Genomic DNA, 18,692 nt, shown 5'->3' with positions numbered 1-18,692 from the left:
AATAAAGTGAAAGCGGTTATTGTGACGAGAGGATGCCCCTCACCCCAACCCTCTCCCACAGGGAGAGGGGGCTGGTCCGGTGTTGCGATTGGGAATGGAGTGTATTGTTGGGCTGCTCAATTACCCTTCTTTATGGGCGTTGGTGAGGTGGTATGCAAGGCTTAATTTGTAGCACGTTCTGTCCCCTCTCCCTGTGGGAGAGGGTTAGGGTGAGGGGCCGTTACCATGCTGGCGTAGGTCACAGCCTGCCTTCACAGCCACAAACCTGAATCACCTTTTGCACCACCTGCTGCATCGCCAGCTTGGCGGGCTGCATATAGTGGCGCGGATCGTTGGCCTGCGGATGCTCCGCCAGATGCTGTTTCAGCGCATCGGAAAAGGCGATCTTAAGCTCCGTCGCCACGTTCACCTTGCACACTCCCAGCCGAATCGCCTGCTGAATATCAGCGTCTGGCAAACCCGACGCACCATGCAGCACCAGCGGTACGCTGACTCTGTCGCGGATCTGCCCAAGGCGGGTGAAATCCAACTCTGGCTTGCCCTGGTAAAGCCCATGTGCCGTACCAATCGCCACCGCCAGTGAATCGATGCCGGTGGAACGCACAAACTCCTCGGCCTGCTGCGGCGAGGTATAGCGGGCATCCTTGGCATCAACGCTGATGCCATCCTCAACGCCACCAAGCCGCCCCAGCTCCGCCTCAACGCTGACATCATAACGATGGCAAAACTCGGCCACCTGCCGCACCAGCGCGACATTTTCCGCAAAGGGCAGGTGTGAGCCATCAATCATGGCCGAGCGGATCCCTGCATGCACTTTGGTTTCAATATCTTGCAGAGTTTCATGGTGATCCAGATGCACCGCCAGCGGGATGCGGTATTCGGCGGCCAGCTGTTTGACAATAGCGACCACGTTAGCCGTTCCCGCATAGAGATAGGTGCCGGGCGTACCGGCCAGGATCACCGGTGAGCGCATGTGCGCGGCGGTTTCAGCCACCACCTGCATGGTTTCCAGGTTATGAATGTTGAAGGCTGGTACGGCATAGCCCTGTTGTTGTGCCTTCTGCAGCATATTATTGGTCGAAATGATGTACACCGCCTGCCTCCTGTTTTCTTTGATTACGTTATCTTTCGATAATCATCATCTAATCGAAAGATAAAATAAGCAAACAGTTATTTTGCGGTTGTGATGAGGATCGGCAAAAGATCGCGGCAAAATGAGGAGCAAGCAGGGGGGATAGCGAAGGGAAAAACGGATGGCCGCCTAGGCAGGCGACCATCATCGAACTTATTCTGGTACGACCCAGTTCACCAGGTGGTGACCGATACCGGACGGCACCAGTACCTTGTGCAGCCACGGCAGCACGTTGTTCATCTGCTGTTCCAGCTTCCAAGGTGGGTTAATCACGATCATGCCTGAAGCCGTCATCCCGCGTTGATCGCTGTCGGGCTTCACCGCCAGCTCAATTTGCAGGATACGGCGGATGCCGGTCGCTTCCAGCTCTTTGAGCATGCGTTTGATCTGCTGGCGCATCACCACCGGATACCACAGAGCATAGGTGCCGGTAGCAAAACGCTTGTAGCCTTCCTGAATGCCTTTCACCACATCTTGATAATCGGTTTTCATCTCATACGGCGGGTCCATCAGGATCAGGCCACGGCGTGACGGAGGCGGCAACTGGGATTTTAACTGCTGGTAACCATCGGCACGCTGCACTTTGGCGCGCTCGTCTTTCTGGAATTCGTTACGCAGCAGCGGGAAATCACTTGGGTGCAGCTCTGTCAGATGGATTTTATCCTGCGGGCGCAGCAACTGGCGGGCGATCAGCGGTGAGCCTGGGTAGTAACGCAGGGTGCCGGAGCGGTTGAAGTTGTGCACCACGCTCATGTAGGCCGCCAGCTCTTCTGGCAGATCGTCACGTTGCCACAGTAGGCCGATGCCTTCCAGGTATTCCCCGGTGCGCTCGGCATGCTCACCGCTCAGCTGATAGCGCCCGGCACCGGAGTGGGTATCCAGGTACAGCAGCGGCTTATCTTTTTCTTTCAGCGCCTCAATGATCAGGCTCTGAACGGTGTGCTTGAGCACGTCGGCGTGGTTGCCGGCGTGAAAACTGTGGCGGTAACTTAACATGGCGTTTTTATCCGATTGATTTTAATACACTATTATCGAAAGCATTTATTCTGGCAGGTTGAGGGTGCTAGACGTGAAAAAGCCTGAAAAAACCTGGCTTAAAACTATGCGACTTCCTGAGACTGCATTGTTGCATATTTTTGGTTTACCTGGATATCGAAGTCGGTAAACAGTGCGACAGGTTTAACGCTACGCCCGTCTTTCTCCAGCCTGACAAAGCCATGTGAATTAAGCGTTTTTAGGGTAACCGACAGATTACTGATTTTTCGGCCTGAAAGATCGGCCAACTCCGTTAGCGTTTTTGGTTTTTGCTCATCCATCAGCCGCAGCAGCGCTATATTTTCATTGCTTAGCACCTGCGCGAGGGCAATCATGGAGGTAAACCAAACCTTTGGTTCCCCTGGCTCGGGCTTGTAATCTCCTTTGGCTATCGCCAGCGTTCTCCTGCGTATAAGATCTTCAGACATTACACCGATCAGTGCTTTCATTACGCCTACCCTCTCTTTTCTCTTTCTGCGATCGCTTCATCCATCTTCTCAAAGAAGTCCTGGAGCAACTGGGATGCGGAGGTAAACTCATAAGGGTACCCCTTATCTCTGGGCGTTCTATGGATATGGTCATATACCAGTCGCCCAGTATACTTGCCTTTCTTCGGTGGTTTTATGGCGTGGGCGTTATCCATGCCAAACACCCTCGTGTTGTGCTTATCATGCACCGTGAGGTTGTATCGGATGCCATGTGGAATAAAATTATTGGGCTTAACTTGCCATGCCTCAATTTTCCACCAGTAGCCATCCTCTCGGTTAACTCGTTGTCCATGTAATTCAATGAGATAATCTAAACTAGGATCATGTTGCATATCTCTTCCTTGTGATATTTATGATCTAATCATAATATAGAGGGGGCTAAAATTCAAACAATCCTGTCGTTTAGATTGGTGACAAGGTGGCGATATTGCTGAATTTTTAGGGGCGCCGTATCGTTCATTCCCCCTGTGCTCCGGCTAACTCAAGGCCATAAACTAGCTTTGCTCAGTATGTGTTCAATATCTTGGCAAATGAACTCAATCATGCCTGGGAGCTGTTCGATTAAATTGGTATAGCACTGGGATGAATGAAACACCCGCTAGCGAAGAAGCAGGTGATGACCATTGATTTTCCCACTGGTTGGCACCATGTTAGATAGAAGCTTATCTTTGTCTGGCCTGATGTGCGCATCGGGTCCACCACCCTAATCAGGACTTCCTCTATGACCAATGCGTTGCTGACACCGTTTGCCTTACCGCCGTTTTCTGCCATTCGCCCTGAAGATATCGTCCCTGCTGTGACATCCGCATTGGCTGACTGCCGTGCTGCGGTTGAGCGCGTCGTGGCACAACCGGGGCCGTTTACCTGGGAAAATCTGTGTCAGCCGCTGGCCGAATCTGACGATCGCCTGTCACGCATCTGGTCACCTGTTGGTCACCTAAACTCGGTAAAAAACAGCCCGGAACTGCGCGAAGCTTACGAACAGGCGTTGCCGCTGCTTTCCGAATACGGTACTTGGGTGGGCCAGCATGAAGGGCTGTACCAGGCCTATCGTAATCTGAAAGAGGGCGAAGGCTTTGCCAAACTGACCGCGCCACAGCGCAAGTCGGTAGAAAACGCGCTGCGTGATTTTGAGCTGTCGGGCATTGGCCTGCCAAAGGAAAAACAAAAGCGTTACGGCGAGATCGTGGCGCGTCTGTCCGAACTGGGTTCGACCTACAGCAACAATGTGCTCGATGCCACCATGGGCTGGAGCAAGTTGATTACCGATGTGAATGAGCTGAGTGGCCTGCCGGAAAGCGCGCTGGCCCAAGCTCAGGCGATGGCACAGGCCAAAGAGCAGGAAGGCTGGTTGCTGACGCTGGATATGCCGAGCTATTTGCCGGTAATGACCTATGCCGATAACCAGGCGCTGCGTGAAGAGATGTATCGTGCCTTCACCACCCGGGCCTCCGATCAGGGGCCAAATGCCGGTAAGTGGGATAACAGCGAAGTAATGGCGGAAACGCTGGCTCTGCGCCATGAACTGGCACAGTTGCTGGGTTTTGCCAGCTATGCGGACAAATCGCTGGCGACCAAGATGGCAGAAAGCCCGGAGCAGGTGCTCGGTTTCCTGAGCGATCTGGCCAAGCGCGCTCGCCCACAGGCAGAACAGGAACTGGCACAGCTTCGTGCCTTTGCCAAGCAGCACTATGGTGTGGATGAGCTAGAGGCTTGGGATATCAGTTATTACGGAGAAAAACAGAAGCAACATCTGTTCTCCATCAGTGATGAGCAACTGCGCCCATATTTCCCGGAACAGCGTGTGCTGGAAGGGCTGTTCGAAGTGGTTAACCGCATTTACGGTATCACCGCCAAAGAGCGTCAGGGTGTCGATACCTGGCATCCAGAGGTGCGTTTCTTCGATCTGTTCGATGCCAAAGGTGAACTGCGCGGCAGCTTCTATCTGGACTTGTATGCCCGCGAGAACAAGCGCGGTGGTGCATGGATGGATGATTGCGTCGGCAGCCTGCACAAAGCCAATGGCGAATTGCAAAAGCCGGTGGCTTATCTGACCTGTAACTTTAACCGCCCACTGGGTGACCAGCCGGCGCTGTTTACCCATAACGAAGTCACCACGCTGTTCCATGAGTTTGGCCACGGTTTGCACCATATGCTGACGCAGATCGATACCGCCGGGGTTTCTGGTATCAACGGTGTGCCTTGGGATGCGGTAGAGCTGCCAAGCCAGTTTATGGAAAACTGGTGCTGGGAGCCGGAGGCATTGGCATTTATCTCTGGTCACTTCCAGACTGGCGAACCACTGCCGAAAGCCCTGCTGGACAAAATGCTGGAAGCGAAAAACTATCAGGCGGCGCTGTTTATCCTGCGTCAGCTGGAGTTTGGCCTGTTCGATTTCCGTATGCACGCCGAATACAGCCCGGAAAAAGGGGCGCAGATCCTGCCAACCCTGGCCGAAGTGAAGAAAATGGTGGCAGTGATCCCTTCACCAAGCTGGGGCCGTTTCCCACACGCATTCAGCCATATCTTTGCCGGTGGCTATGCGGCGGGTTACTACAGCTATCTGTGGGCGGAAGTGTTGTCGGCAGATGCCTACTCGCGCTTTGAAGATGAAGGGATTTTCAACGCTGAAACCGGTCAATCCTTCCTCGATAACATCCTGTCACGCGGGGGTTCCGAAGAGCCGATGGAATTGTTCAAACGCTTCCGTGGCCGTGAACCGAAGCTGGATGCTATGCTGCGCCATTACGGTATTAAAGGGTAACCCGCCAAGTGAGCGTGTTTTTATTGTGTGAAGCAGGCGCCGATCCCGGCGCCTTGTCTATTTTGGCCGATCGTTGGCAGCTAACCAGCGACGAAGATGCGACGATGGCGCTGGTGCTGACGCCAGAACGGTTGGAGCTGCGTAAGCGCGACGAGCCAAAGCTTGGCGCTATCTACGTCGATTTTATCTCTGGCCCGATGGCCCATCGGCGGCGTTTCGGCGGCGGCCGTGGCGAAGCGGTGGCCAAAGCGGTAGGCATCAAAGGCAGCTATGTGCCTAGCGTGGTGGATGCCACTGCCGGGTTAGGGCGTGATGCGTTTGTGTTGTCATCGCTGGGTTGTCAGGTTCGCATGTTGGAGCGTGATCCGGTAGTCGCTGCGTTGCTGGAAGACGGTTTGCAACGAGGCTATCAGGATGCGGAGATCGGCCCTTGGCTACGTGAACGCATGACGTTGCTTCATGCTTCCAGCCTGACGGCGTTGAGCGATCTCGATCCACGTCCGGAAGTGGTGTATCTCGACCCAATGTATCCGCATAAGCAGAAGAGTGCGTTGGTAAAAAAAGAGATGCGGGTATTTCAGTCGCTGGTGGGCAGTGATGATGATGCCGACGGCTTGCTGGAGCCAGCCCGCAGGCTGGCGACTAAAAGGGTCGTGGTGAAACGACCGGACTATGCCCCTCCGCTGGCCGATGTTCCCGCTCATGCTGCCACGACCACCAAAAATCACCGTTTCGATATTTATATGCCTTTGTAAGATCAGCGTTTGGCCCCTCACCCTAACCCTCTCCCAAAAGGAGAGGGGACCGATCGAGAGTGTCTAAAAACTCGGTGACGCACCTTGGATAAGGGGGCGATCGAGTTTGCTGAGATGACCTCTTTACTTCCAAAAAAAGCAGGGGCTAACAGTTCCCTCTCCCTGTGGGGGACCGATCGAGAGTGTCTGAAAATCCGATAATGCACCTTGGTTAAGGGGCAGCTCGAGTTTGCTGAGATGACCTCTTTACTTCCAAAAAAGCAGGGGCTAACAGCTCCTCCTCCCTGTGGGAGACCGATCGAGAGTGTCTGAAAACCCGATAATGCACCTTAGTTAAGGGGGCGATCGAGTTTGCTGAGATGACCTCTTTACTTCCAAAAAAGCAGGGGTTAACAGCTCCTCCTCCCTGTGGGAGACCGATCGAGAGTGTCTGAAAACCCGATAATGCACCTTAGTTAAGGGGACGATCGAGTTTGCTAAGTTTGCCTCTTTACTTCCAAAAAATGCAGGGGCTAACAGCTCCCTCTCCCTGTGGGAGAGGGTTGGGGTGAGGGGGTATTCATTGAACTTCCTCACATTTCCCATGCTCATTCTGCAATGTCACTGGTAACGCTGAGATGTGCGTCGCATAATCCTGTTTAATTACAATCAACTATAATGAAACAACATGATGAAAAAGACGCTGCTTTCCCTGCTGCTTTGCTTGAGTACCTCTGCCATGGCCGCTGAACCGGTAAATATCACCATTCTTGGCACCTCCGATCTGCATGGCACCTTCGTGCCTTGGGATTACTCTACCGACACCGAGAACCTGGCGGGCAGCCTCAGCCAGATTGCCACCCAGGTGCATAAAGTCCGTGCCCAGCAGCCGAACGTGATCCTGGTAGACGCCGGGGACACCATTCAGGGCAACTTTGTTGAAACCTTCAAGAACGACAAGACCAGCCCGATGATCCTCGGCTTTAACGCGCTGGATTACGACGTATGGGTGATGGGCAACCACGAATTCGATTTTGGCCTGAAGGCGCTGGCAACCCCACTTAGCCAGTTCAAAGGCACCGCGCTGGCGGGTAATATCGTCTGGGACAGCGGCAAGCCTTACCTGCCCGCCTATAAGATCGTTGAGCGTCAGGGGGTGAAGATTGGCATTATCGGCATGGATACGCCGATGACCGCCGAGTTTGCCAAGGGTACCGATCGCATCGACGGCCTGACGTTTACCGATCCGGTACAGGCGGTGAAAAAGGTGATCCAGCAGATCCACGGCCAGGTGGACGCCATCGTGCTGGTGGCCCATATGGGGATCGATAATGAGAACCAGCGGCCGGGCACCGGCGTGGGCGACATCGCGCGGGCCAACCCAGAGCTGGCGGCGATCGTTGCCGGGCATATGCACGTCAAGGTGGATAAAGAGGTGATCAACGGCGTGATCGTCACCGAGCCGGACAAATACGGCCGTGCGCTGTCGCGTATCGATCTGCAATTTGAGCAGCAAAATGGCAAATACGTGCTGATCAATAAAGACAGCTACACCTACCCGATCAAAGGCGTCAGCTCCGACAAAAAGCTCGAAGAGATCTACCAGCCGTTCCATACCATCCTGCGTGCCAACGCCAACCGGCCGATTGCTCAGTTGACCGGCCAGGATCTGGTGCCGCCGGACGCGGTGAAAGGCATTCCACAGGTACATATTCAGGATACCGGCATCAGCGCCCTGTATCAGGAGGCAGCCCGTCACTACGCGCCTAAGGCCCAGGTGATCGCGTTGCAGATTGATAACGACAGGCCGAAGCTGAACGTGGGCACCATCACCGCCAAGGATATCGCCTTCAATTATCAATATGCCGGTGGTGAAATCACCGTCTACCAACTGACCGGTAAAGAGCTGAAAAAGTACATGGAGTGGTCAGCGGACTACTTCAACCAGCAGCATGATGGCGATGTCACCTACAGCTTTAACCCACAGCGCCGATCGTCCAAATACTCAACCAATGACTTCTTTGACGGCGTGACTTATACCATCGATCTGCGTAAACCCGTTGGGCAGCGCATCACCGAGCTGAAATTGAACGACGGCACCCCGGTGACCGACAGCACGCCGATCCAGTTGGGGATGAACAGCTATCGCATGGGTCACCTGACGCAGAAAGGCGGAGTACTGGAAGGTATGCAGTTCCCGGTGCTGTCAGATACCAAGGCGGAATTTGGTGAGGAAGCGGGGACTATTCGTAATCTCACCATTCGCTATCTGACCGAGGTGAAGAAGGGCGAGTATCAGGGCAAAGCGATGCACCGCTGGAAGCTGGTGGGGCTGGAAGGGTACGAACGTGAGCGCAAGATTGTGGACAAGCTGCTCAATGACGGCAAGATCAGCGTGCCGACCACCGATGATGGGCGTTATACCAACGTGGCCTCCATCAACGTCAAAGAATTACTGTTTAGCGACCCGCAAATGATGAAGCAACGGGTTGCAGCGCTGCAACAACAGGCGCAAGCGGCTACCGATCCGGTCATCAAACAGCGGTTAAACGATCGGTTGGTGATTATCGAGGCTATTAATTGAGGTAATACTCAGTTAACCAGATAAAAAAATGCCGGCGAATCTGCCGGCATTTCTCATTCAGGGGTAAGGTTAGAGCACGCCCTGAGCCAGCATCGCATCGGCAATCTTAACGAACCCGGCAATGTTGGCGCCGTGAACGTAATGTGTTTGCTTGCCTTCGCCGCCGTATTCGACGCAGGACTGATGGATATCCGCCATGATGTGACGTAAACGGATATCGACCTTCTCTGCCCGCCAGTTAAGGCGCGCGGCGTTTTGCGCCATCTCTAACCCGGAAGTGGCAACACCACCGGCGTTGGCGGCTTTGCCCGGTGCGAACAGCACGCCCGCTTCCAGGAAGGCATCGGTGGCCTGGATGGTGGTTGGCATATTAGCGCCTTCAGCCACGGCTTTGACCCCGTTACGGATCAGCACCTGTGCGGCTTCCAGATCCAGCTCGTTCTGGGTGGCACAAGGCAGGGCGATATCCACCGGCACGTTCCACGGGCTTTCACCGGCCAGATAGGTCAGGCCACGCTCGCGGGCGTAATCGGCAACTCGGCCATAGCGCTGGTTTTTGATTTCGGCCAGATGCGCCAGTTTTTCAGTGGTGAAGCCAGCTTCATCCACCACGGTACCGCCGGAATCGGACACGGTGATCACCCGCGCGTCCAGCTCCAACGCTTTCTCAATGGTGTATTGCGCCACGTTACCGGAGCCGGAAACCGCGACACGCATCCCTTCAAAGCCCAGGCCATGGCGCTGCAGCATTGAATCGGTGAAGTAGACCAGGCCGTAACCGGTAGCTTCCGGGCGGATCAGGCTGCCGCCGAACGACAGGCCTTTGCCGGTGAATACGCAGCTGGTGTTGTTGGACAGTTTTTTCATCATGCCGGCCATAAAGCCTACTTCGCGCCCACCTACGCCGATATCCCCGGCTGGCACGTCGGTATCTGGACCCAGATGACGATAAAGCTCGGTCATCAGTGATTGGCAGAAGCGCATGATTTCGCCCTGGCTTTTGCCTTTGGGGTCAAAGTCTGAGCCACCCTTGCCGCCGCCCATAGGCAGCGTGGTCAGGGCATTCTTGAAGGTCTGTTCAAAACCGAGGAACTTCAGAATGGAGGTATTAACCGAAGGGTGGAAACGCATCCCCCCTTTATACGGCCCAATGGCGGAGTTGAACTGGATACGGTAGGCGCGGTTTACCTGAACTTTGCCTTGATCGTCGACCCAACTGACGCGAAACTGAATGATACGCTCAGGCTCTACCAGGCGCTCTAACAGGGCGTGGTCACGATAATGAGGATTACGCTCGATGAATGGCCACAGAGAGGTAAAGACTTCACGCACTGCCTGCAGATATTCCGGTTGATGCGAGTTATGACGTTGTAAGGATTTTAGAAAGGATTCTAGCGATACAGCCTGTTCCATGGATAGCTCCTGTTTAGCATATTGGTTCCCCTGTTTTTATGATGTGTCTCACAGTTGGGGAGGATGTTGTGTCTACCTCGACTATATCACTGTGGGGTGGCTGATTAACAAGCAATAAATAACAGGAAACCATGAAAAACGCCCGCGCAGGGCGGGCGTTGGCCAAACAGGTTAGCGAATACTTACTTTTCTTCGTCGCGCAGCGGCACAATCAGCATATCAATGTGTACCGTATTGATTAACTGGCGCGCAGAGGACATCAACTTGCTCCAGAAATCCTGGTGGTGTCCACACAATACCAGGTCCATATCGTATTTTTTAATCGCATCAACCAGCACCTGCGCCAAATCGCCGCTGCCGCTCAGGGTTTCGGTGATGGGATAGCCCGCATTTTGCGACAGCTCGGTTAACGCATGGTGGGTTTCTTCGGAAATACGCTTTTGCATATCGCCCAGATTGACGTCGATCAGGCCGGTATACAGATCGGAATAGTTTACATCAACGTGGATCAGAGAGACTTTGGCATTGTACGGCCGCGCCATTGATACCGCTTTCTCGACCAGGATTTTACTTTCCGGTGATAGGTCAACCGCAATCAGTATGTGTTTGTAAGCCATGAGAATACTCCTTCCATATAATGCCGATTAAAGGGGGCAGGCATTCAGTGTTCCAGCTTGGCGCTTTCGCCTTACCTGCATAGTACCATCCAGATAACACAATGATATGTTGGGGCGATCACACTGCATCGCATCAATCACCCTTGTTTATACGTTTACCCCACCCGTTTTACACCGCCGGGGCAAAAAATCCTATGGCTTATACGGTTCTCCGCCGTTTGAACGATTGAATTATAAGCATTGTTGCTCAAAGTATAGCTTATGACGGTTATCCGAGCGGAGAGCGAGTAGATGAAGAATTTGGTCCCGACTGTAAATTTTATGCGGCACCGGGATCTGTTTGCGTTTCATTATTCTACACTAGTGAATGTGGGCCCCACTTATTTCCTCTGATCGCTGTAATGCCTGTTCATCAAGCGGTCAGAGGTTGTGGGTAGCAACGGGTCCGTAAGGTGCTAGGGGGATGGGAGCCAAGGCTCCGGCAGCATAAGGTATGAAGTAGGGCCGTTGGCCCGGCGGGTGGCCGGGATAACAACGCCTTGAGGGGGCTATCATGATTAGTACCGTCGCGCTGTTTTGGGCATTGTGTGTGGTCTGTGTGATTAACATGGCCCGGTATTTTTCTTCTCTGCGTGCGCTGCTATTTGTTTTACGCGGCTGCGACCCGTTACTTTACCAATACGTCGATGGCGGAGGGTTCTTTACTTCGCACGGCCAGCCGAGCAAGCAGATACGGCTGGTGCGCTATATCTTTACGCAACGCTATATGGAGCACCACGACCCGGAGTTCATCCGCCGCTGTCAGCGTGTCCGCAGCCAGTTTGTGCTGACTTCATCGCTGTGTGGGCTAGTGGTGATCAGCCTGGTGGCGTTGGCAATCTGGTATTAATCCGGCGATAGCAAGGCAAAAAAAATGGCGGCCATTTTGGCCGCCATTTTTGTATCGAGCAATCGTCAAATTACTTTCAGCGCCAGCCAATACAGGCCACCGGAAAGCAAAATCGAAACTGGCAGGGTCAGAACCCAGGCCAACAAGATGCTCTTGATGGTTTTGCTCTGCACGCCACCGCCATCCACCAGCATCGTTCCGGCAACCGCCGAAGACAGTACTTGGGTAGTGGAAACCGGCATACCGGTATAACTGGCCACGCCAATCGACAGGGCGGCCGTCATCTGTGCCGACACCCCCTGAGCGTAGGTCATGCCTTTCTTACCGATTTTCTCACCGATAGTGGTAGCAACGCGTCGCCAGCCCACCATGGTACCGAGAGACAGCGCCAGGGCTACCGCGACGATAATCCAGGTTGGTGCATATTCAACGGTTTCCAACAGGTCTGAACGCAGATTCTTCAGGAAGCGTTGATCTTCCACTGAGGTTTCCGGCAGCTTGGCCACCTTGTCTGCAGTCTCGGTCACGCACATCAGCAGGCGGCGCAGATGGCTGCGCTGCTCTACGGTCAGCTGATCGTAGTTTTGCAGATTGTTCAGCAGGTCCAGAGAGCGCTCAACGGCGATCAGGGCACGTGAGCTGTCGCAGTGGAACTCAACCGGTTGATCAGGCGCTGGAGCCGCATTCTGAGGCGCAGGAACCAACGGCGTCTGTGTGGCCACATGTGCCAGAGAATCGCCATGCTTTTGGTAGAATTGCTGCAGGTGGCTCACGGCATCGCGGGTACGGGTGATGTCATAACCGGTCGCGCTCATGTTGAGGACGAAGCCTGCAGGAGCAACACCGATCAGCACCAACATAATCAGACCGATACCTTTCTGACCGTCGTTCGCGCCGTGTGAGAAGCTTACGCCGATAGCAGATAGGATCAGAGCGATACGCGTCCAGAACGGTGGCTTACGTTTGCCATCGACCTTCTCACGTTCCGCCGGAGTCATATGAATACGCTGACGCTTTTTGGTATTGCTCCAATAGCGGCGCAGCATAAACACCATCAGCCCGGCAATGATCATCCCGATCAACGGGGAGAAGATTAACGACAGGAAGATGCTGATCATTTTTGGCACGTTCAGCGCGTCGACCACGGAGGTGTTGGTCACCAACGCATTGGTCAAGCCGACACCGATAATGGCGCCAATCAGGGTGTGGGAACTGGAGGCCGGTAACCCAAGATACCAGGTACCGAGGTTCCAGATAATTGCCGCCAACAACATGGAGAAGACCATGGCTAACCCGTGTGCTGAACTGACGTTCAACAACAGATCGGTTGGTAGCAGGTGCACAATGGCGTAGGCAACACTCAAACCGCCGAGCATCACGCCAAGAAAGTTGAACAGGCCAGCCATAACGACCGCAAGTTGCGAGCGCATAGCACGGGTGTAAATTACAGTAGCGACCGCATTGGCCGTATCATGGAAGCCGTTAATGGCCTCATAGAACAGCACGAACAACAATGCGAGAATTAACATCAGGCCGGTATGGAAATCCAGGCCAGTGAACAAATGCAGCATAAGCGTTACGCCAGGTTTGTGGACATGAACGCCGCGCATTATCGGCGACAACCGGTGTCGGGGAAAAGGAAAATATGACGTTTTTTTGATTTCTCTGATGTACAAGGGGTTTGAACAGTGTTGAATCGATGCAATTTCAGCATGTTACTGCCGTTTATGCCCGTTACATTTTCTTACGTTGGCGTTGGCCTGCCGATGCCTTTACAATCCCTCACCGCGGATTTAGCGGTATACAGGCACGTAAAAGGCGTAAAATACGCTCTTGTTGCCGCGATTGTTGTGGTTATTGCAAAGAGAGGTTTGGGTGGAACAGTTTGATGTTGTCGTCATTGGCGCGGGTGCCGCAGGGATGTTTTGTGCTGCGCAGGCAGGGCAACTGGGTTGCCGGGTGCTATTACTCGACAACGGCAAAAAACCGGGCCGCAAGATCCTGATGTCTGGCGGTGGGCGCTGTAACTTCACCAACATGTCCGCTGAACCGGCGGCCTACCTCTCGCATAACCCCCATTTCTGCAAATCGGCATTGGCACGCTACACCCAATGGGATTTTATCGATCTGATTAACCGCTACGGCATCGCTTACCACGAAAAAACCTTGGGGCAGCTGTTTTGTGATGATTCTGCCCAACAGGTCGTCGATCTGTTGGTACAAGAGTGCGAACTGGGTCAGGTGGTAACGCGCCTGCGCAGCGAAGTCCTGAGCGTCGAAAAAACCGACCAGGGCTTCGAATTGGCACTTAACGGAGAGAGTGTAAGTGCTCGCTCACTTGTGGTGGCGAGCGGTGGGCTTTCCATGCCGGGCCTGGGGGCCACTCCCTTTGGCTATAAGCTGGCGGAACAGTTTGGCCTGAAAGTATTGCCGACCCGGGCCGGTTTGGTGCCCTTTACGCTGCATAAGCCGCTGTTGGAGCAATCCCAGGCGCTGTCTGGCGTTTCGGTTCCCGCAGTGGTCACAGCGGAAGATGGCACCAGCTTTCGTGAAAGCATCCTGTTTACGCATCGGGGGCTTTCTGGTCCGGCTATCTTGCAGATCTCCAGCTACTGGCAGCCTGGTGAGTTTGTGAGCATTAACTTACTTCCGACGCTAGACCTGGTGGGCTTCCTTAACGAACAGCGCCAGGCACATCCTAACCAGAGCCTGAAAAACACCCTGGCTTTGCATTTGCCCAAGCGCCTGGTGGAATTACTGCAAGAATTGGGGCAACTGCCGGAGGCCACGTTGAAGCAACTCACTCCAACGCAGCAGACAGCATTGGTTGATAGTTTGCAAGACTGGCGCGTGCAACCCAATGGCACCGAGGGTTACCGCACAGCAGAGGTGACCCTGGGCGGTGTGGACACCAAGGAGCTTTCTTCCAAAACCATGGAGGCGAGTAAGGTCCCGGGTCTGTACTTTATCGGTGAGGTAGTGGACGTGACGGGCTGGCTGGGGGGCTATAACTTCCAGTGGGCCTGGAGTTCCGCTTGGGCCTGCGCGCAGGCTTTGGCTGCGCAGAAATCTTAAAGAGACGGCAGACACTCCTGAAACGGCTCGCCATGAAGAGGCGCGGAATGCCGCGCCCATTCAGATAATCAATCGTCTATTTTAAGAACTTTAGAGATAGGAACATCGGAAGTAATTCAGAATAATGGGCTCGGCTCGTGCGTTGAGACAAGCGCACTCTTATTCAAATAATAACAAGGAAAGTTCTGCTGATGAAAATCAAATGCGGTTTGGCATTACTGGCTTCTCTGGTGCTGGTTTCCGGCTGTAGCCAAAAGATTTCCTCTTCACGCGTGGCGGCTGATCCTGCCGCTGCACCGGCTCCAGTCGCCCAAGAACATAAACTGGGAACGGCATGGGGTGAGGACGTTTACTCCAAAGTGACCACCGTTGACGCGAAGCGTATGCATTCCTCTCCAGACAGTGTCGCCAAAGTGTTGTACAGCGCGGCAGCTTCCAATAATGGGCAGTACACCAATGAGATCGTGTTGTCTTCCGTCAGAATGCGGGTGCAGACCGAAAACAATCGGGATTTCGCGCTCAATCGCTATAAAAATGGCGAGTTTTCATTCTCTGCCAATGACGGCGAGCGCTACCAGCTGTTTTTCTATAACACCAGCCCCAGCAAAACCTATGAGGTGGTAACCGCGGTTGACGGCCTGGACGTGATTTCAGGCCGCAGTGGTTCACTGCGCAATTCCGGCTATCTGGTCTCCCCAAAAGGAACCCTGGTGATTGAGGGCTTCCGTAAAAGTGATTCGTCCGTTGCTGCATTCCGTTTCGCAAAACCCGATGATTCCTACGCTGCGAGTTCACTGGCGGGCGAAAAAGAGAATGTCGGCGTGATTGGCGTGGCGGTTTATGAAATGGCGCTGCCGGGTCTGCCTGATTGCCAACCGCAGGCGTTTCCTGGGGATGCTAAATACGCCCCTGCTCCCTGCAAGAAACCGTAATTGCGTAAACATGGCCTCAAAATCTGAGGCCATGTTCGGTTTCGGGCCTGTTTCCAGCTTCCTCAGACACCTTAGACACCCCGGCATCTCCTGACCTCTGCAGCTGCTAACGCCTCATGGCAGGGTGAACGCTTACCTTTCGGCCAGCAAGACCTTGCTATTGGCCGTTTTCGAGATAACAAATGGTGTGCAGGAATAATCTTGTTAGTAATAACTTTACGTTTACAACTATCGTGTTTTTTTCAGAATATCCTCCTGCATCTTGCGAACGCGTTTTTTAATTTTTTTTAATGGGCAGTCTATCGCAATATCTGGTTTTTTTTACCCAATTTAGGTTAGGGGCAGATAGATAACGCAGTAGGAATTTTATCTTTTTTTAAGTAAAAAATGTGGCGCTATCGAAATTCTGCGAATTCTCCTAGCCATTGAGGGGATATAAAAATTTGGCGATCTTTATGCAATGTGACCTATATCAATAAACCCTGGCTGGAAAAACCTATCTTATATAGGGCCAGCTTGGTTAGGGGCATTTGTGGTTTGTTGTGAGTCGTTAATTCATGTTAACGTACTGATTATTAATCATGTTTTTGCAAGGAAATCAGTCTCAGAGGAAAGTGGTTATGCCATGGAGTCATGAAATTCAACAGGCAATTACCTTGTTACAGGCATGCCAACATCGTCATGTGGACAGTCTGCCCTGTCCGGCCAGGGGGGATGAACCTGGTGCAGTAGGCACTTGTGCAGAAAAAATCATGCCGTCAATTATCTTGCTGAATGCTTTCGCCGATGTGCTCCCGCAGCATCAGGAACTGCATCGTATTGGTATGGTGCTAGAGGCTCGAGGTCTGATCAAAAAGCTTGAGCAGGGCGAGAGCTATAGCCAAAGAGCGTTGGAGTATTTAAGTGCGCAGGTTGCGTTTTAACCACCCTGATTACTTGGCGGTACCAGTGATTAATACTGAGAGGGAGCGCTTCGGCACTCCGCGCTTTGCCCATCAATAATGGTTAGCTGGAATTTATTCTTTGCCTAATTGTTTTAGGCGTAGTTATAAGTCTTGCCAAGAATATCATTTGCTTTTCACAGTGTTAAATAGGGCGATAAGCCTAATTTCAGCAATATAAAAAATGATTAAATTAATAGAGCCGGTCAAGCCCGTACTGGCCTATTCCTAGCGTATCACTTGTACTTGGCAGAGCGTTTATGAGCAGCAGACACAGTCTTAATCCCACTCCCCTTTCTGTGCGCAGAAAATAATCTTGTTACCCTCCAATCCGACTTAGCCATGTCATTTTGATTTTGTCTCCTCTGGAGCTGGCTCTGCGGGGGCGCTGTACCACGCTGTTTGCGGTACCACCAGGTCTTGGCGGGGCTGTAACACAAAGTGAGGTGACATAATTTGTACGCCAAACTCGTTAAAAACGTCCTGGATATGCTGGTGCAACTCCGAGCGCACATCCGGCGGCAGTTTGCCGGGCTGGCTGGTGACTTGTAGCTCGTAGGCGACGTAAAAATCCTGCAATCCCGTTTGCCTAACGATCATCGTGCCGTTGGCATCCACAGTGCTGCAACGCCGGGCCGCCAGTTCCAACATCGCCTTAACCTGCCGCCAAGGGGCGTCGTAGCCGATGGTGACGCTGGTAACCACGTTAAGCCTGTTCTCTACCGCTAGACGGCTGGTATTTTCAACTGTACCGCTGACCGCAACCGCATTAGGTAATGTGATTTCATGGGCATTGCGAGTGATGATTTTCAGCGATAGCGCGTTAAGCTCGCTAACGGTGCCTTCAATCTCGCCAATGCGTACAAAGTCCCCTTTTCGTAGCGCACGGGAATAAACTAGCACCAACCCACTCATTGCGTGATTCATCAACCCCGCTGAACCTAGCGTAATCAATAAACCAAAGAACACGCTCATGCCCTTAAAGGCATCCGAATTTGCTCCCGGCAAATAGGGATAGGCAAGGGTGAGGGTAAATAGCCAGAGTGCAGCGGAAGTCAAACGCCGGGTGGCGCCAACCGTTTCTGGGTGCAGCCCAGGCAACTGCATCTGCCCTCTTTCAACGGCGTTAAATAGGATGCGCAGCAATTGGTTAAACAGGCGGGCGATAAGGAAAATAATTGCCACGGTAGCCAAACCAGGCAGGGCGGACAGCATATCGTCAGCCAGTTTGCTCACTAACGAATACAGGGCATTCCCAAGATGTTGTCCCCAAGGGCGGGTATAGGGGAATAGTGCCAATATCCAGCTAAGCCAGGTGTAGGTCATGAACAAGCCAAGCACTATCGTCGTGAGGTTAAGCAGGCTACGTTCCATCAGCCGGATAAATTGGCTGAAAGTCGAGTTGGCTTTCAGCCAGCGGGGCGGTTTTGCAGAACGTCGTTGCAGGCGGAGTTGGGCACGGCGGTTCATGGCGAAGCAAAAATACAACAGTGTGGCGTAGGATGCTGTAGCAATAAGGCTTAATAGAATATCGAGGGTAATCTCATGAGGGGAACGCTGCTGGAGATAGTATTTTCGCAGATTTTCCAGGCGTTGTTGCACCCTATTAGCCGATTCTTCCAGGGTCAGGTTTTCGGCTGGGTCCAAGTCTGATGCCAGGATATTGAACAACGGCTTGCTGTTAAGCGAAAAATGGTAACCAGCTTGCGCACCTTCGCCAAAAGCCTGACTGACAACGGGGTGTGTGGCATCAAAGGAAGTGAGGTGCTTTATCCTGGTTTGCGCACGAATAACCCGTTCTTGGGGGACAGTTTTTGCTCCTGAGCTAAAAAGAGATAGACGGGTTCAGACCCTAGCACCAATGTCCGTTCCTGTTCCCACTCGTCGGTCTGCGAGTGAGGCTCTGCCGCGAACACAGGCAATGTCCCGCCGATCAGCAAGCCGATTACCCATAGCAACGCGTTAAAATTCATTGAACTGCCCCCTCGCTTAGTGACTCTTTAGAGAGTGTAGCCAAAGGGTGTCTTTATGCTCTGTACAGTCGTATTGCTTTGCTGTATGAAAAATCGCCCCCGCGTTTTACGGGGG

At 53.1% G+C, this 18,692-nt stretch carries 16 protein-coding genes; 7 read left to right on the top strand and 9 right to left on the bottom strand.

What is annotated here, in order from left to right; translation table 11 throughout:
* Positions 1-238: 238 nt before the first annotated feature.
* The 4 genes from WN53_RS06555 to WN53_RS06540 all read right to left on the bottom strand — a co-directional run bounded on the left by WN53_RS06555 (position 239) and on the right by WN53_RS06540 (position 2,987).
* Positions 239-1,093, bottom strand: a complete 855-nt coding sequence (locus WN53_RS06555; RefSeq protein WP_024482801.1) for a tagatose bisphosphate family class II aldolase — start codon at positions 1,091-1,093, stop codon at positions 239-241.
* 192 nt (positions 1,094-1,285) lie between these two features.
* Complete coding sequence (locus tag WN53_RS06550) at positions 1,286-2,128, bottom strand: 23S rRNA (adenine(2030)-N(6))-methyltransferase RlmJ (protein ID WP_021181782.1); 843 nt, start codon at positions 2,126-2,128, stop codon at positions 1,286-1,288.
* Between the two features lie 104 nt (positions 2,129-2,232).
* On the bottom strand, positions 2,233-2,616 hold the full coding sequence (locus tag WN53_RS06545) for an HVO_A0114 family putative DNA-binding protein (RefSeq protein WP_024482800.1): 384 nt from the start codon (positions 2,614-2,616) through the stop codon (positions 2,233-2,235).
* 5 nt (positions 2,617-2,621) lie between these two features.
* On the bottom strand, positions 2,622-2,987 hold the full coding sequence (locus WN53_RS06540; protein WP_024482799.1) for a toxin-antitoxin system TumE family protein: 366 nt from the start codon (positions 2,985-2,987) through the stop codon (positions 2,622-2,624).
* A gap of 389 nt (positions 2,988-3,376) precedes the next feature.
* On the opposite strand from WN53_RS06540, the gene prlC reads away from it, so the two are divergent.
* The 3 genes from prlC (at position 3,377) to WN53_RS06525 (ending at position 8,737) form a co-directional block, all read left to right on the top strand.
* A complete protein-coding gene (gene prlC, locus WN53_RS06535; protein WP_024482798.1) occupies positions 3,377-5,419 on the top strand; it encodes an oligopeptidase A in 2,043 nt (680 codons plus the stop codon).
* 8 nt (positions 5,420-5,427) lie between these two features.
* On the top strand, positions 5,428-6,174 hold the full coding sequence (gene rsmJ, locus WN53_RS06530; protein WP_024482797.1) for a 16S rRNA (guanine(1516)-N(2))-methyltransferase RsmJ: 747 nt from the start codon (positions 5,428-5,430) through the stop codon (positions 6,172-6,174).
* A 670-nt stretch (positions 6,175-6,844) separates the two neighbouring features.
* Complete coding sequence (locus WN53_RS06525) at positions 6,845-8,737, top strand: bifunctional metallophosphatase/5'-nucleotidase (protein WP_024482796.1); 1,893 nt, start codon at positions 6,845-6,847, stop codon at positions 8,735-8,737.
* 69 nt (positions 8,738-8,806) lie between these two features.
* Here the strand turns inward: WN53_RS06525 and gdhA are convergent, their stop codons facing one another.
* On the bottom strand, positions 8,807-10,150 hold the full coding sequence (gene gdhA, locus WN53_RS06520; protein ID WP_024482795.1) for an NADP-specific glutamate dehydrogenase: 1,344 nt from the start codon (positions 10,148-10,150) through the stop codon (positions 8,807-8,809).
* Between the two features lie 182 nt (positions 10,151-10,332).
* The gene (gene uspA, locus WN53_RS06515; protein WP_021181773.1) at positions 10,333-10,767 is read right to left on the bottom strand and encodes a universal stress protein UspA; all 435 of its coding nucleotides are present in this window, start codon (positions 10,765-10,767) and stop codon (positions 10,333-10,335) included.
* Positions 10,768-11,320: 553 nt separating this feature from the next.
* Here uspA and uspB point away from each other — a divergent pair.
* Positions 11,321-11,656: a universal stress protein UspB gene (gene uspB, locus WN53_RS06510; protein ID WP_021181771.1), complete on the top strand. Its 336-nt coding sequence runs from the start codon at positions 11,321-11,323 to the stop codon at positions 11,654-11,656.
* 65 nt (positions 11,657-11,721) lie between these two features.
* Here uspB and pitA read toward each other — a convergent pair whose 3' ends face one another.
* Positions 11,722-13,227, bottom strand: a complete 1,506-nt coding sequence (pitA, locus tag WN53_RS06505; protein ID WP_024482794.1) for an inorganic phosphate transporter PitA — start codon at positions 13,225-13,227, stop codon at positions 11,722-11,724.
* 304 nt (positions 13,228-13,531) lie between these two features.
* On the opposite strand from pitA, the gene WN53_RS06500 reads away from it, so the two are divergent.
* The 3 genes from WN53_RS06500 to WN53_RS06490 all read left to right on the top strand — a co-directional run bounded on the left by WN53_RS06500 (position 13,532) and on the right by WN53_RS06490 (position 16,586).
* Positions 13,532-14,731: a BaiN/RdsA family NAD(P)/FAD-dependent oxidoreductase gene (locus WN53_RS06500; protein WP_024482793.1), complete on the top strand. Its 1,200-nt coding sequence runs from the start codon at positions 13,532-13,534 to the stop codon at positions 14,729-14,731.
* Between the two features lie 191 nt (positions 14,732-14,922).
* Entirely contained in the window at positions 14,923-15,663 is a 741-nt protein-coding gene (locus tag WN53_RS06495) for a pseudouridine synthase family protein (protein WP_024482792.1), read from the top strand.
* 620 nt (positions 15,664-16,283) lie between these two features.
* Positions 16,284-16,586, top strand: a complete 303-nt coding sequence (locus tag WN53_RS06490; protein ID WP_024482791.1) for a hypothetical protein — start codon at positions 16,284-16,286, stop codon at positions 16,584-16,586.
* A gap of 363 nt (positions 16,587-16,949) precedes the next feature.
* Here the strand turns inward: WN53_RS06490 and WN53_RS06485 are convergent, their stop codons facing one another.
* Together WN53_RS06485 and WN53_RS28350 are read right to left on the bottom strand one after the other, a co-directional pair.
* A complete protein-coding gene (locus WN53_RS06485) occupies positions 16,950-18,251 on the bottom strand; it encodes a mechanosensitive ion channel family protein (RefSeq protein ID WP_158645264.1) in 1,302 nt (433 codons plus the stop codon).
* Between the two features lie 122 nt (positions 18,252-18,373).
* Positions 18,374-18,577: a hypothetical protein gene (locus WN53_RS28350; protein ID WP_052754307.1), complete on the bottom strand. Its 204-nt coding sequence runs from the start codon at positions 18,575-18,577 to the stop codon at positions 18,374-18,376.
* Positions 18,578-18,692 lie beyond the last annotated feature (115 nt).

The organism is Serratia fonticola (assembly GCF_001006005.1).
GTDB classification, from domain to species: domain Bacteria; phylum Pseudomonadota; class Gammaproteobacteria; order Enterobacterales; family Enterobacteriaceae; genus Chania; species Chania fonticola.
This window is presented reverse-complemented; position numbering and strand designations above follow the sequence as displayed.

Bases quoted from the DNA above. Each gene is read 5' to 3' on its own strand.
- WN53_RS28350 (WP_052754307.1), bottom strand. From the start codon at position 18,577: ATGAATTTTAACGCGTTGCTATGGGTAATCGGCTTGCTGATCGGCGGG.
- WN53_RS06525 (WP_024482796.1), top strand. From the start codon at position 6,845: ATGAAAAAGACGCTGCTTTCCCTGCTGCTTTGCTTGAGTACCTCTGCC.
- uspB (WP_021181771.1), top strand. From the start codon at position 11,321: ATGATTAGTACCGTCGCGCTGTTTTGGGCATTGTGTGTGGTCTGTGTG.
- WN53_RS06490 (WP_024482791.1), top strand. From the start codon at position 16,284: ATGCCATGGAGTCATGAAATTCAACAGGCAATTACCTTGTTACAGGCA.
- pitA (WP_024482794.1), bottom strand. From the start codon at position 13,227: ATGCTGCATTTGTTCACTGGCCTGGATTTCCATACCGGCCTGATGTTA.
- WN53_RS06550 (WP_021181782.1), bottom strand. From the start codon at position 2,128: ATGTTAAGTTACCGCCACAGTTTTCACGCCGGCAACCACGCCGACGTG.
- WN53_RS06540 (WP_024482799.1), bottom strand. From the start codon at position 2,987: ATGCAACATGATCCTAGTTTAGATTATCTCATTGAATTACATGGACAA.
- WN53_RS06495 (WP_024482792.1), top strand. From the start codon at position 14,923: ATGAAAATCAAATGCGGTTTGGCATTACTGGCTTCTCTGGTGCTGGTT.
- WN53_RS06545 (WP_024482800.1), bottom strand. From the start codon at position 2,616: ATGAAAGCACTGATCGGTGTAATGTCTGAAGATCTTATACGCAGGAGA.
- gdhA (WP_024482795.1), bottom strand. From the start codon at position 10,150: ATGGAACAGGCTGTATCGCTAGAATCCTTTCTAAAATCCTTACAACGT.
- uspA (WP_021181773.1), bottom strand. From the start codon at position 10,767: ATGGCTTACAAACACATACTGATTGCGGTTGACCTATCACCGGAAAGT.
- prlC (WP_024482798.1), top strand. From the start codon at position 3,377: ATGACCAATGCGTTGCTGACACCGTTTGCCTTACCGCCGTTTTCTGCC.